Here is a 12,242-nt window from a genome sequence, read left to right as displayed (position 1 = left end):
GTCTATTATAATAATAGGAAAATAAACCGAACATCGGCAATGAATGATCTCTTGTTCATAAATAGACAGGTATAGCCAGATTGTTCAAAAATGGAGGGTGTTTGATGAAGGACAGACGAACAATCAAAACCAAAAAGGCGATACGGGAAAGCTTTCTTGAGCTTTTAAAGGAAAAAGATGTTCAACAAATTACAGTATCAGAGCTATCTAGAAGAGCGGATTTAGGAAGAGGGACCTTTTATTTGCACTACCAAGATGTATTTGATTTGCATGAACAGCTTGAGAAGGAACTATTCGATCAGCTTGGCGGACTATACGATGAATCGTTTCCAAGCCAGGACCCGCTTGATATGCTGTCCTTTTTAAATAAAACAACTGAGTATTTAAAAGAAAAACAATTCATGATGACGTTGTTTGTCAAACCGAATAGCCCAACGACGAATCAATTCAAATCGTTTTTTAAAGAAAAAATCATGAAAGAGTGGCAGCTTGATCAGCGGCAAATTACGGAGCATGAACAGATTGTGGCCTCATTTGTTGTGTCTGGTGTTGTTGGTGTACTGGAGGAATGGATTCATGAAGGGATGACAGTCGAAGCGGGGCAGCTTGCACACATCTTGTACAAGCTTCTTATGAAGGTAGAACAGGAATCGTAAGAAACAAATGGATCATATATCATTTATCTATTCTTTCTGTTAAAATGGGAATATACGTTCTTATTTCAGGCGGGGAGTGGTGAGATTGAAAAGGAAATTACTATTTTATGGGGCAGTGAGCATTGATGGATATTTAGCAAGGGATGATCACCGTTTAGATTGGCTCATAGGAACAGAGGGCGAAGAGGATACGAGATATGAGGAATTTTATGCTTCAGTCGATACGCTGATCATGGGACGGAACACATATGAACAGGTTCTAAAGCTCTCACCTGATGGGTTTCCTTATGAAGACAAGACATGTTATATCGTTTCTCGCACTTTACAAGACAGCCATACAGGAACCCGTATCATTCGTGAAGATGTTCTCTCATTTATCCACAACTTAAAAAATGAAAAAGGGCAGCATATCTGGATAGTAGGAGGCGGGGAACTGCTTCAAGCATTATTAAAAGAAAAATTAGTCGATGAGCTGTATCTCCAAATCGCACCTGTCATGATTGGAAAAGGAATCCCTCTTTTCCCTCCAACTGATCAGGAATCTAGATTTTCATTACAACAAGTGAATCAATACAAACAAATTGCTGAAATGCATTTTGTGTCAAAAGAAGACCACTGAATCACAGGGGTCTTTTTTTTAATCAAACAAACACGTTGACAAGAAAATATCCTAGTGTTAGGATAAATTTATCCTAGTTTTAGGATTTATTGAAAAAGGAGTAGTTGCCATGGTGCAGCAAGATCAGGAATTAGACTTAAGGCTTTTCCGAGTGTGGATGAAAGCCTACCATGCCCTTTTTGCAAACATCCAAAAAGACATTGAACGTTATGATATCGGATTTGAAAACTTTCAAATTCTTGAATTACTGTATAGTAAGGGACCGCATCCCGTTCAAAAAATTAGTGAGATTCTATCCATTCCAAGTGGGAGCATCACCTATGTGGTCAACAAATTAGAAAAACAAGAATTAGTCAAAAGACAATGTGCACCTTCTGATAAACGTGTATTCCATGTATTACTGACAGATAAAGGGAAGCAGCTATTTGACGATATTTTTCCAAAACATACAGATGTCATTTCACAAAATCTGTCCTTTATCGAAACAGAGGAAAAAGAACAGCTCATTGAATGGTTGAAAAAAATCGGTTTAGGTGCAAAACAACTTCACGAAAAGGGGAAACAAGATGACACACAGCTTTGATACATTGGTACGTGAAAGACGATCAGCATCAAATTTTTTGTCGAATATCTCGATTTCGAGAGAAGAGCTTAATAGTATCTTTGAAGAAGTGAAGCTGGCACCTTCAGCCTTTAATTTACAGCATACGCAATATGTCGTCGTCCAATCAGAAGCGCTTAAAGAGCAAGTAAGAGATGCTGCATTTGGACAATATAAGGTGCATTCCGCTTCAGCAGCGATCATTGTACTCGGCGATCCGAAAGCTTATGAGCAAGCAGGAAACATTTATGAAGGCCTAAAAATGCTCGGCATCTTAAATGCGCAACAATATGAGGAAATGGTCAGAGAGACGATGAGTTTTTATGTGCAGAGAGGATCAGACTTTCAGAAAGAAGAGGCGATTCGCAATGCTTCATTATCTGCCATGCTATTTATGCTTGCCGCCAAAAACAAGGGATGGGATACTTGCCCAATGATCGGCTTTGACCCCGAAGCAATGAAAAAGGTGTTAAACATCGAATCAGATTTGGTTCCTGTATTAATGATCACGCTCGGAAAAGAAAAAGTAGAGAGCAGACAAGCGAGAGGCTATCGCAAGCCGGTCTCTGAATTTGTGACATATTTATAAGATAGGGGGTTCCATTCATGGAACTAGGAATTAGTACATTTGTAGAAACAACACCTGATTTTCAAACAGGAAAAACAGTCAGCCACGCACAGCGTATTCGTGAAGTAGTAGAAGAAATTATTTTAGCAGATCAAGTGGGTCTCGACGTTTTTGGTGTAGGAGAGCATCATCGTGAAGATTTTGCCGCATCAAATCCAGCAGTCGTATTAGCAGCTGCGGCAACGCAAACAAAGAATATTCGTCTGACAAGTGCCGTAACTGTTCTTTCATCGGCAGATCCTGTTCGTGTGTTTCAAGATTTTGCGACATTAGATGGCCTTTCTAATGGGCGTGCAGAGATCATGGCTGGCCGCGGATCATTTATTGAATCGTTCCCGCTTTTTGGCTATGACTTAGATGATTATGAAGAATTATTTGAAGAAAAACTAGATTTACTGTTGAAATTACAACAGTCAGAGCGTGTGACGTGGAGCGGTAAGCACCGTCCTTCCATTCAGGATGTCGGCGTATACCCAAGACCTGTTCAAGATCCGCTTCCCATCTGGATTGGCAGTGGAGGAAACAGAGAATCTGTCGTACGTGCTGGATTATTAGGATTACCACTTGTCCTTGCCATTATTGGCGGCAGCCCTAGACAGTTCGCACCGCTAGTGCAGCTCTACAAGCAAGCTGCGATTCACGCTGGACATGATCCTGAGAAATTAACGGTGGCATCCCATTCACATGGATTTGTTGCGGAGGAAACAGAATTGGCAGCAGATCAATTCTTCCCTTCTACACAGCATGTCATGAATACATTAGCAAGAGAACGAGGCTGGGGACCTTATACCCGTTCTACATTCGATGCAGCAAGAACATTAGAAGGTGCATTGTATGTAGGAGATCCAGATGCCGTGGCAGAGAAAGTGATTCATCTGCGAAAAAATGTAGGCATTACGCGCTTCATGCTGCACGTACCGGTCGGTTCGATGCCGCATGATCAAGTGCTGAAAGCTATTGAGTTATTTGGAAAAGAAGTGGCCCCTAAAGTAAGAGAAGAGGTTGCCCGCTGGGAAGCCGAACAAGCATAACAAAAAAGTCGATCAAGGGAATAGGCTTGATCGACTTTTTCTTATGCTTAAGGATCAATAACACATGGTTTCACTGTAGGGCATGAAGCAGCAGAAGCAAAAGGTGTGGCCGTCAAGGTGAAGAGGAAAACAAGTTGAAAACAGATAAGCCATTTTTTCATGAAATCACCTCCGTTATCAATTGTTTCACTAGAACGAGGTGAGGATAAAAGCATAGAAGTATGTAACACCCTCCATCCAGCATAAGACAATCATATCATAATCTTCAAAAAAATGAAAAAATAACTTACTAAAGTTCTAAATTATGGTATGGTTAATATGTTCAACAAAAAAAGGGAGGGATTTTTTGTATGAAAAAGGTCATAACTTCTGTTTTGGTTGGAGCAATTGTTTTAACGGGTGCGGGTGTCACCGCTGTCCCGGTAGAAGCGAAGGGGAAAGTAAACAGTGAAGTAACGGTACAAGCAAGTCGAACCGTCTCAGAAACGAGAACATATACGACGTCAAACATCCCATCAAGTATTACATATGCAAAGGATGGATGGGTCGGTATTCTCTATCAATCATCAATTGAAGAGTTAGGTTTAGGAAAATATAGAGTTACCTTTACTGGAACGGTTGTACGCGATCCAGGATTTAATTAAATAAAATGTAAAGCTGACAGGTGGACAAGCCTGTCAGCTTTTTTTAATGGGGATAATAAAGAATCATTTGCATCCGTACCATCTGTTCTCCTGATTGTTTATACTCATGGGCACGGTCAGCTTTAAACCGAATCGAGTCGCCAGCTTGTAATGTGTATTGCTCATCACCGATTGATAAATCAAGTGCTCCCTCAAATACGGTAATCAATTCCTCTGTACCGCCGATATGTTCTTCCGCACTTAACGACCCATGAGGATCAATTTCTACCTGATAGACTTCAAATTTTCTCAGGTCATCAAATGGGAACGTCGTATATACCCGATACCTTCCCTCGTCCTCTGTTAAAACTTGTCCGTCTTCTTTTCGCACAAACTTAATCTCAGGCTGCGGTGCGTATATGAGTTCACTAAAAGACACCTTCAACCCATTGGCGATTTTCCACAGAGTGGTGATGGTTGGTGTGGATTCTCCTCTTTCGATTTGCCCAATCATCGTTTTACTCACACTTGTTACCTCAGCCATCTTTTCTAGGCTTAATTTCTTTTGCTCTCTTAGCAGTTTGACATTTCTAGCAATAATTGATTGTACATCCTCCATCAAAAAACTCCTTTCTTTTATTTACTTTATAACGACCGAATAGTACAATGAAACGTAATATACGCAATAAAGACTTTTGGGTCTAAATAACGTATGAAAAGGAGGGAACGATTTGATTGTTTCCATGTTGATTTATGCTTTTGTTACCAGCTTCACCCCTGGGCCGAATAATATCATGGCGATGGTCTTTACGAATAAATATGGGGTCAAGCAAACATTTCGATTTTGTTTAGGGGTTGGGATCGGATTTTTGGTCATTTTATGTTTGAGCGGTTTCTTTAATCTCATTCTTTATCAAGTCATGCCGAAAATAGACTGGGTCATGGCTTTCATCGGAGCCGGTTACATGATCTATTTGGCTGTTAAAATCATGAAAAGTAAAGGCGGAGATGACGAAACATTAGACCGCTATAATCATTTTATCCCGGGGATGCTGCTGCAATTTATTAATCCGAAAGCCATTTTGTATGGGTTAACCGTCATTTCCACTTTTGTTCTGCCGTATGGACAGTCCAATATGCAATACATGTTGTTGACGCTGATTCTCGCCATCATTGGTTTTTTAGGCACATTTAGCTGGAGTTTATTTGGCTCTGTATTCAAGCGTTTTTTAACTCTTTATCAGCGGCCGTTCCAGTTCGTCATGGGGCTGCTGCTTATGTATAGTGCGATTTCGATGATCTGGAGTTATGTCATGTAAGCGGTCAGGAGACTGGCCGCTGCCTGCCCATCACAACCGTATCATAATACATGCCGTCCGCCAGCCGTTTATCTTTTTTTAACAAGCCTTCAATCTCAAAGCCATAGTGTTCATATAAACGAATGGCTTTTTGATTGGTTTCCATTACTTGAAGTGACATCTTTTGAATGCCTTGCTGATCTGCCCAGTCGATCGATGTAGCTAAAAGTTCTTTCCCGATGTGATAGCCCCAAGCGGCCTTCTGTACGGCGACGCCAAACGTTACTTTGTGAGCAGAGCGCTTAAGAGAATGTCCTTCGCATCTTGAAAAACAGACAATGTCTCCTTCAATATCTGCAACTAAAAAGAGATGACGGCATTCATTGGAATCCTCTTGAATCAACGCCTCGAACCCTTTCTCATCAATAAAAGCTTCACCCGGTTCACGATCTAAATATTCGGTTTCACCATCGATTTTCAGTCTGAGAGTTGATAACTGTTTGGCATCTGCTAATGCAGCAGAGCGAATACGATAGGTCACACCACGTACAGTGAACATACTTTCAGAAATGATCATTGAACAGACCACCAACCTTTCATTCCATTATGTCTATCATACCTGAAACGCGCACACAGCACACTCAGATGTTTTGTCATGTGCAAAAAGGCTAAATAAACAGTATCAAACGTGGAGGTGGAACAAATGAGTGAACAAAATGGACATATGGATAAAGCGAAAGGAAAAACAAATCAAGTCAAAGGTCAAGTGAAAGAAAAACTTGGCGAAGCGACAGATCGTGAAAACCTGAAAGCAGAAGGAAAGAAAGATCAAGTAAAAGGAAAGCTTCAAGATAAAAAAGGTGACGTGAAAAATAAGCTGAATCAGTAGTTTGCGCATACTTGCAGGTACTCGCCCCATGTATCCATCATCACATTCCTTTCATCAATAAAATCAATAGGTGTGTGAAAAGAATTGATTATAAATTCTTGCTTCCGTCATGTAGACTTTAAATAGAAGACATGAACAAGGGAGATGGATGAAATGGAGCAAGTATGGGGGAAAGTTGACGAGTATATCAAAGACAAATTGATGGCCAAAGATGACGTATTGGAGCAAACTCTTATCAAGAATAAGCAAGCCGGGTTACCAGAAATAGATGTGTCGCCGGCCCAAGGAAAACTACTTTATTTGTTAGCAAAAACCAAGGGTGCAAAGCGCATTTTAGAAATCGGTACACTTGGCGGTTATAGTACCATTTGGCTTGCCCGTGCACTTGAATCGGATGGAGAACTCATGACATTAGAGGCTGTCAGTCATCATGCAGAAACCGCACAGCAAAACATAGACAGAGCAGGCCTAGCAGAACGTGTCACCATTTTACAAGGAAAAGCGTTAGATACTTTATCTCAGTTAAAAGAGCAGGATACGCTTCCGTTCGATTTGATTTTCATTGATGCAGACAAACCAAACAACCCGCAATATTTGAAGTGGGCGTTACATTTCTCAAAAAAGGGAACAGTCATTATTGCAGACAATGTGGTCAGAAATGGGGCAGTTCTCCATGCCTCTGATCAAGATGAGCGAGTGAAGGGAACGCGTGAATTTTTCGATTTACTCAAACAAGAGTCGAGAATTGAGGCAACCGCTATTCAAACTGTTGGCGAAAAAGGCTATGACGGCTTTGTATACGGTATCGTAAAATGAAAAAAGCTTAACCGCATCCGGTTAAGCTTTTTCTATTAGAAAAACCATCTAGCTGTGCCCATCAGCATGACGCCTACTAGAACGGTGAGGGACAAGCTTTTTGTCCAAACAGCGATTAACACAGTTGGAACCAAGACAGCAAGGTACATCCAGTGAATGGTGACGCCTGCTGTAGTATGTATGAATAGATGCTCTGCAATCAAAGCGGTAAATATACAAATGGGGATAAATGATAACCATTTGAGCACCACTTCTGGCATCTGTATACTCCTTACAAATAAAAATGGAACGACTCTTGGGATGATGGTCACAATCATACAGCCAAGAATGAGCCATAACATAAAACTGCTAATCATTTATCTGTCACCACCCCAATAGTGGCAACAAGCACAGTTGCCAACAAAACAGCCACGTGTGAAGGAACAAAATGAAGCAGCACAAACATCGCAACAAACATATATAAAACAAGTGATAAGCGATGGGTGAGCTTATTTTTTGGCACCGTCTGTAAAGAAAGAATGAGCAGCGCAGCAAACATCGCGGATAGGGCAAAATCAAGACCAAGCGCCTCTGGATTTGAAATCCAGTGTCCGAATATTCCGCCAAGTGTACACGCAGCAATCCAGCATAAATAAGCTGTAATGTTCAGTCCATGCATCCATCTGTTATTCAATTTTCCTTGCTGTGCTAATTTATTCATCGCTACGCCAAAGGATTCATCAGTAAGCAGAAGACCAAATCCGATGTTCTGCTTTACAGAGTAGCGTGTAAAATGGGGGGCAAGCGTAAGGCTGAGTAACAAATGCCGTAAATTGACAATGAACGTGGTGAAAATAATAGCGGAAAGAGGGCTTCCTGTCACAAGTAATGCACAGATGATAAACTGTGAAGCGCCAGCATAAATAAAGATAGATAACAGCGCGATTTCCCATATACTTAACTGCGAACTAATGCCAACAATTCCAAAGGCAAACCCAATGCTCATATAACCAAGCAAGGTTGGCACACAATCTTTTATTCCCTCAAGAAACGGTTCGTTTCCGGCAGTGGGAATGTGTTTCCTAGCTTCAACATCCAAATACCTCTACTCCTTTTCTATGTAAACATCAATTGTTTTACTTACTATAAGAAAACGAATTCATCATGTCAATCCTATTGAACTTCTATTATATGAAGAAACATGGCGATAAAAAGGATTGAAGTGAACCAGATTTTGTTATAAAGTAATCAGAAAATAAACACAATTGGGGTGACTGATATGCAATGGAAGCCTTTATTTGAACATGATGTACCAAATCACCTCCGTCCATAACGGAGAGTGATCTCCGTTTGTGGATATCGCAGTGAATATATCCAGTAACGGAGGGGAAAAAATGAATGGAAAATATATAGGAGCCCTCTACTTAGCGTTAGCTGCTAGTATTTGGGGCGGTATGTATGTAGTGGTCAAAGTAACAGTTGCGGTTGTCCCGCCACTTGAGCTCGTCTGGATGAGATATGCAATAGCTGGAGTCGTTCTTGTGTTCACGATTTGGCGTTTGGGTTACTCTTTTCGGTTAGACAAAAAGGATATCCCGCTGATTGTGGCGATTGGATTGATTGGCAACTTTCTCTCGATCGTGACCCAAGAAATTGGCACAATGTATACGTCTGCACAAATGGGTGCCGTCATCACATCGGCCACACCTGCTTTTATGGTGCTTTTCGCTTTCTTTCTATTAAAAGAATCTTTCACAATGAGAAAGTGTGTCTCCATTCTGCTTGCTACAGTAGGTGTGCTGACGATGATTGGGCCTGTCGCTGTTCAAACGGATGAGTTTGTTGGTGGTCTTTCACTGGTTATTGCTGCATTAACATGGGCACTCATGTCTGTTCTTTTGAAACGAGTTCCAGGAAAGTATCCTCAAGTAGTGACGACAACATATGCGATCATTGTGGCCTTTATCGTATTAACACCACCTGTCTTGTTTCGTTTGCCTCATCTGGATGTGCATCAAATGGCAAGACCGGAAATATGGGGCGGCATTCTGTATCTAGGTATCATCTCAACGGCCCTTGCTTTCTTTTTGTGGAATAGAGGGCTTCAACTGATGGACGCTTCAAGCGGTGGTCTGTTTTTCTTCTTTCAACCAATCGTTGGTACGGTCCTTGGATGGCTGCTTCTAGGTGAAGAGATGGGCTTACGTTCGTTTGTTGGGATTTTGTGTATTTTCGCAGGTGTATATACTGTCCTGCGTCAGAGAGAGTAAGACGAGATTCCCCTTGAAGAAGGGGAATTTTCTTTACAATGAATAGATGAGAGATTCATAGAAGGTGGAGGTGAGCAGGATGATCCAGTATCCATTTTTGCAAAAAGGACAAACGATTGGGGTGACAGCACCGTCCTCAGGTGTACAACCCTCTTTGCATGAGATGTTTCAACTGTCTTGCGATCGGATGAAAAAAAGAGGCTATGAAGTCATATGTGGAGAGACAGTATGGCAGCAGGAAAAAGCGAAATCAGCCCCTGCAATCAAGCGAGCAAATGAGTTACAGTGGATGATGACTTGTCATGAGATTGACCACATCATCCCGCCATGGGGCGGACAGCTGCTTATTGAAGTGTTAGAGCATCTTGATTTCTCAGTGATGCAAAAAAAGTGGATTCTTGGTTACTCAGATACAAGTCTCCTTCTATTAGCTTTGACATTAAACACAGGCATTGCGACAGCGCATGGACCGAACCTGGTGGATCTTCAGGGGGAAGAGCTTGATCAGGTGACTTCTATGTGGGAACAAATACTTTCCACTCCAGAGAAAAAGGACGTTACTCAATTTTCTTCTGATATGTATCAAAAGGAATGGCAGTATGACCATCCAAGCATTCATGTCTTTCATTTAACCGAACCAACCGCATGGCGTACTGTTGATCACTTAGAGACGACGATGAAGGGAAGACTGATGGGTGGCTGTATTGATGTGATTCGGCACTTAGCTGGCACGCCTTTTGGAGATGTCAAAGCTTTTCAAGAAACATACCTGAAAGGTGAACCCATTCTATGGTATTTTGAAAACTGTGAATTAAATGCTGCGAGTATGAAGAGGTCTCTTGTCCAATTAAAACTAGCAGGCTGGTTTGATCATTGCTCTGGCATCATGTTTGGCAGGAGTGCAGTGGACACTCCTGTGGAAGGATATGAATATACGGATCTATATGGAGAATTGCATAAGGAATTACAAATACCAATTGTTTACGATATTGATTGTGGACACGTACCGCCTCAAATGACCCTCATTAACGGAGCATATGCGGAGGTGCAGTTGCAGCAAGAAGGTAAAGCCGTGCTGAAGCAGACATTTTTGCCATAAAAAAAGGAAAGGGCGACCCCTTTCCTTCATAAAAAACATTACATTCCTTTTGTTTCTTCACCTGCTTTTGGAACTTCCCATGCAGACTCTCGGAATACTTTTTCCCATTTAGAAACAACAATACAGGCAACCGCATGTCCAGGAACATTCACGCCTGTTCGAGCCATATCCATAATCCGGTCAACCCCGGCGATAATAGCGACACCTTCTGCTGGCAGACCTACTGCATGAGCTGTTGCCAAAAGAACGACAAGTGAGCCAGACGGGACAGCTGCAATGCCTTTACTTGTTAAAACAAGGACAAGCATCATGAGGAGCTGCTGTGATAAACTCATATCGACGCCAAACGCTTGTGCAAGAAACACACAGGAAACCGATAAATATAAACTTGAACCATCACAATTAAGAGAAAGACCTGACGGGATGACGAAGGAAACAATTCTTTTCGGACAGCCGTATTTCTCCATCCGTGACATGAGCTGTGGAAGAACAGTTTCTGTACTTGTAGTAGAAAAGGCCACTAAAAACAAATCCCAAATCATTTTCAACACTTCGAAGTAGTTAAAACGGAAGATCAGTGCGACAAGAGGGAACAAAACAAATAGAATAATAAACAATCCTAAGAAGACAGTGCCAACAAGTTTCATCATAGGAATGAGTAAAACAATGCCGTATTGTCCGACAGAAGCTGCCATTAATGCTAAAACTCCAATAGGAGCTGTCACCATGACCATTTGTGTGAGCTTAAACATAATTTGTGCTACTGATTCAAAGAAGGTAAGGACAGGAGCGGAAGCTTTCCCAATGCCGCTTGCGGCTACACCGAATAAAATAGCGAAGAAAATCACTGCTAGTAAATCATTCTGAGCCATGACATCGATGATATTGGTTGGAATGATGTCTAAAACCATCTGTTTAAAATCGACGACCTTTTGAGTATAACCATCGAGTTCCCCAATATCTTTCTTAGCTAATTGAGAGAAATCGAGTCCAACGCCTGGCTTTAACACGTTGGCCAATAAAAGCCCGATTCCAAGAACGATGGTCGTAATGACTTCAAACCAAATGATTGTCTTTAATCCGAGACTACCCATTTTCTTCATTCCACCACTGCCAGCTGCGCCGATGACAATCGTAGAGAAAACAATAGGGACTACAATCATTTTAATCAATCGGATAAAGCCATCCCCAATGGGCCGCAGTGCCATTCCGAAATCAGGGAAGAAGTGGCCGATAAGAGCTCCTATCACCAAAGCGATCATGATTTGAAAAGCGACAAACTTTTTCATCATCTCCTACCTCCTTTAAATGCATGGAAAATATTAAGAATTTTCCAATAAATAAAAATTCTAGGTGACCATGTTTTGTCCTCCTTTGGATTTAGAAAGATTTTATTTAAGAATCATTAGAATTATGAAGAAAGAAATGAAAATAGGGCGATTGAAACTCTATTTATCTAACAAAAGAGCACTTCTTAAAAAACATGAAACTTTTTTAGAAAAATGTATTGACCCTTTTGCGTGATTCATGGTATATTTTTATTCGTCGCTGATGACGCATCTGAAACACTGATGCTCAGACAGATACGATAAACAAACTTCAAAAAGATGTTGACTTAATAAAAACGATATGTTAAGATAATTAAGTCGCCTGATTAAGCGCCCGTAGCTCAATTGGATAGAGCGTTTGACTACGGATCAAAAGGTTAGGGGTTCGACTCCTCTCGGGCGCGC

The 12,242-nt window shown here is 41.2% G+C and carries 16 protein-coding genes and 1 tRNA gene; 12 read left to right on the top strand and 5 right to left on the bottom strand.

All coding sequences use genetic code 11. The features are described 5' to 3' along the window. The first annotated feature begins 104 nt into the window (after positions 1-104). The 6 genes from ACTJJQ_RS17120 to ACTJJQ_RS17095 all read left to right on the top strand — a co-directional run bounded on the left by ACTJJQ_RS17120 (position 105) and on the right by ACTJJQ_RS17095 (position 4,179). Positions 105-656 (top strand): TetR/AcrR family transcriptional regulator, encoded by a 552-nt coding sequence (locus ACTJJQ_RS17120; protein WP_024719167.1) that lies wholly within the window; start codon positions 105-107, stop codon positions 654-656. Positions 657-735: 79 nt separating this feature from the next. Continuing rightward, positions 736-1,275 carry a dihydrofolate reductase family protein gene (locus tag ACTJJQ_RS17115; protein ID WP_440600439.1) on the top strand — a complete coding sequence of 180 codons (540 nt, stop codon included), beginning with the start codon at positions 736-738 and terminating at the stop codon, positions 1,273-1,275. A 109-nt stretch (positions 1,276-1,384) separates the two neighbouring features. Next, positions 1,385-1,858 carry a MarR family winged helix-turn-helix transcriptional regulator gene (locus ACTJJQ_RS17110; RefSeq protein ID WP_007496406.1) on the top strand — a complete coding sequence of 158 codons (474 nt, stop codon included), beginning with the start codon at positions 1,385-1,387 and terminating at the stop codon, positions 1,856-1,858. After that, positions 1,842-2,465 carry a nitroreductase family protein gene (locus ACTJJQ_RS17105; protein WP_242731645.1) on the top strand — a complete coding sequence of 208 codons (624 nt, stop codon included), beginning with the start codon at positions 1,842-1,844 and terminating at the stop codon, positions 2,463-2,465. Before ACTJJQ_RS17110 ends, ACTJJQ_RS17105 begins: the two co-directional genes overlap by 17 nt. A 17-nt stretch (positions 2,466-2,482) precedes the next feature. Beyond that, the gene (locus tag ACTJJQ_RS17100; protein WP_024719164.1) at positions 2,483-3,535 is read left to right on the top strand and encodes an LLM class flavin-dependent oxidoreductase; all 1,053 of its coding nucleotides are present in this window, start codon (positions 2,483-2,485) and stop codon (positions 3,533-3,535) included. Between the two features lie 350 nt (positions 3,536-3,885). Next, positions 3,886-4,179 (top strand): hypothetical protein, encoded by a 294-nt coding sequence (locus ACTJJQ_RS17095; RefSeq protein ID WP_008346693.1) that lies wholly within the window; start codon positions 3,886-3,888, stop codon positions 4,177-4,179. 43 nt (positions 4,180-4,222) lie between these two features. Here the strand turns inward: ACTJJQ_RS17095 and ACTJJQ_RS17090 are convergent, their stop codons facing one another. Continuing rightward, positions 4,223-4,777, bottom strand: a complete 555-nt coding sequence (locus ACTJJQ_RS17090) for a helix-turn-helix domain-containing protein (RefSeq protein ID WP_008346691.1) — start codon at positions 4,775-4,777, stop codon at positions 4,223-4,225. A gap of 112 nt (positions 4,778-4,889) precedes the next feature. On the opposite strand from ACTJJQ_RS17090, the gene ACTJJQ_RS17085 reads away from it, so the two are divergent. Continuing rightward, complete coding sequence (locus ACTJJQ_RS17085) at positions 4,890-5,477, top strand: LysE family transporter (RefSeq protein WP_024719161.1); 588 nt, start codon at positions 4,890-4,892, stop codon at positions 5,475-5,477. Positions 5,478-5,481: 4 nt separating this feature from the next. On the opposite strand, the gene ACTJJQ_RS17080 is transcribed toward ACTJJQ_RS17085, so the two are convergent. Next, positions 5,482-6,033, bottom strand: a complete 552-nt coding sequence (locus ACTJJQ_RS17080) for a GNAT family N-acetyltransferase (protein ID WP_217967503.1) — start codon at positions 6,031-6,033, stop codon at positions 5,482-5,484. Between the two features lie 126 nt (positions 6,034-6,159). Between ACTJJQ_RS17080 and ACTJJQ_RS17075 the strand changes: the two genes are divergently transcribed. Both ACTJJQ_RS17075 and ACTJJQ_RS17070 read left to right on the top strand, forming a co-directional pair. Continuing rightward, positions 6,160-6,345 (top strand): CsbD family protein, encoded by a 186-nt coding sequence (locus tag ACTJJQ_RS17075; protein WP_024719159.1) that lies wholly within the window; start codon positions 6,160-6,162, stop codon positions 6,343-6,345. A gap of 153 nt (positions 6,346-6,498) precedes the next feature. Next, on the top strand, positions 6,499-7,161 hold the full coding sequence (locus ACTJJQ_RS17070) for an O-methyltransferase (protein ID WP_081091382.1): 663 nt from the start codon (positions 6,499-6,501) through the stop codon (positions 7,159-7,161). Positions 7,162-7,196: 35 nt separating this feature from the next. Here ACTJJQ_RS17070 and ACTJJQ_RS17065 read toward each other — a convergent pair whose 3' ends face one another. Next, entirely contained in the window at positions 7,197-7,517 is a 321-nt protein-coding gene (locus ACTJJQ_RS17065) for an AzlD domain-containing protein (RefSeq protein WP_008346681.1), read from the bottom strand. Next, entirely contained in the window at positions 7,514-8,239 is a 726-nt protein-coding gene (locus ACTJJQ_RS17060; protein ID WP_007496390.1) for an AzlC family ABC transporter permease, read from the bottom strand. The genes ACTJJQ_RS17065 and ACTJJQ_RS17060 overlap by 4 nt, the downstream gene beginning before the upstream one ends. A gap of 295 nt (positions 8,240-8,534) precedes the next feature. On the opposite strand from ACTJJQ_RS17060, the gene ACTJJQ_RS17055 reads away from it, so the two are divergent. Then, positions 8,535-9,410 carry a DMT family transporter gene (locus tag ACTJJQ_RS17055; RefSeq protein WP_440600438.1) on the top strand — a complete coding sequence of 292 codons (876 nt, stop codon included), beginning with the start codon at positions 8,535-8,537 and terminating at the stop codon, positions 9,408-9,410. A 79-nt stretch (positions 9,411-9,489) separates the two neighbouring features. Then, positions 9,490-10,509, top strand: a complete 1,020-nt coding sequence (locus ACTJJQ_RS17050) for a S66 family peptidase (RefSeq protein ID WP_440600437.1) — start codon at positions 9,490-9,492, stop codon at positions 10,507-10,509. Between the two features lie 38 nt (positions 10,510-10,547). On the opposite strand, the gene gltP is transcribed toward ACTJJQ_RS17050, so the two are convergent. After that, positions 10,548-11,798 (bottom strand): glutamate-aspartate/proton symporter GltP, encoded by a 1,251-nt coding sequence (gltP, locus tag ACTJJQ_RS17045; RefSeq protein ID WP_024719154.1) that lies wholly within the window; start codon positions 11,796-11,798, stop codon positions 10,548-10,550. A 369-nt stretch (positions 11,799-12,167) separates the two neighbouring features. On the opposite strand from gltP, the gene ACTJJQ_RS17040 reads away from it, so the two are divergent. Next, positions 12,168-12,241 (top strand) — tRNA-Arg (locus ACTJJQ_RS17040). Position 12,242 lies beyond the last annotated feature (1 nt).

Source organism: Bacillus sp. 22483 (assembly GCF_052044605.1).
Classification (GTDB): Bacteria; Bacillota; Bacilli; order Bacillales; family Bacillaceae; genus Bacillus; species Bacillus altitudinis.
This window is presented reverse-complemented; position numbering and strand designations above follow the sequence as displayed.

Bases quoted from the DNA above. Each gene is read 5' to 3' on its own strand.
- ACTJJQ_RS17090 (WP_008346691.1), bottom strand. From the start codon at position 4,777: ATGGAGGATGTACAATCAATTATTGCTAGAAATGTCAAACTGCTAAGA.
- ACTJJQ_RS17110 (WP_007496406.1), top strand. From the start codon at position 1,385: ATGGTGCAGCAAGATCAGGAATTAGACTTAAGGCTTTTCCGAGTGTGG.
- ACTJJQ_RS17075 (WP_024719159.1), top strand. From the start codon at position 6,160: ATGAGTGAACAAAATGGACATATGGATAAAGCGAAAGGAAAAACAAAT.
- gltP (WP_024719154.1), bottom strand. From the start codon at position 11,798: ATGAAAAAGTTTGTCGCTTTTCAAATCATGATCGCTTTGGTGATAGGA.
- ACTJJQ_RS17065 (WP_008346681.1), bottom strand. From the start codon at position 7,517: ATGATTAGCAGTTTTATGTTATGGCTCATTCTTGGCTGTATGATTGTG.
- ACTJJQ_RS17095 (WP_008346693.1), top strand. From the start codon at position 3,886: ATGAAAAAGGTCATAACTTCTGTTTTGGTTGGAGCAATTGTTTTAACG.
- ACTJJQ_RS17120 (WP_024719167.1), top strand. From the start codon at position 105: ATGAAGGACAGACGAACAATCAAAACCAAAAAGGCGATACGGGAAAGC.
- ACTJJQ_RS17070 (WP_081091382.1), top strand. From the start codon at position 6,499: ATGGAGCAAGTATGGGGGAAAGTTGACGAGTATATCAAAGACAAATTG.
- ACTJJQ_RS17080 (WP_217967503.1), bottom strand. From the start codon at position 6,033: ATGATCATTTCTGAAAGTATGTTCACTGTACGTGGTGTGACCTATCGT.
- ACTJJQ_RS17050 (WP_440600437.1), top strand. From the start codon at position 9,490: ATGATCCAGTATCCATTTTTGCAAAAAGGACAAACGATTGGGGTGACA.
- ACTJJQ_RS17105 (WP_242731645.1), top strand. From the start codon at position 1,842: ATGACACACAGCTTTGATACATTGGTACGTGAAAGACGATCAGCATCA.
- ACTJJQ_RS17100 (WP_024719164.1), top strand. From the start codon at position 2,483: ATGGAACTAGGAATTAGTACATTTGTAGAAACAACACCTGATTTTCAA.
- ACTJJQ_RS17055 (WP_440600438.1), top strand. From the start codon at position 8,535: ATGAATGGAAAATATATAGGAGCCCTCTACTTAGCGTTAGCTGCTAGT.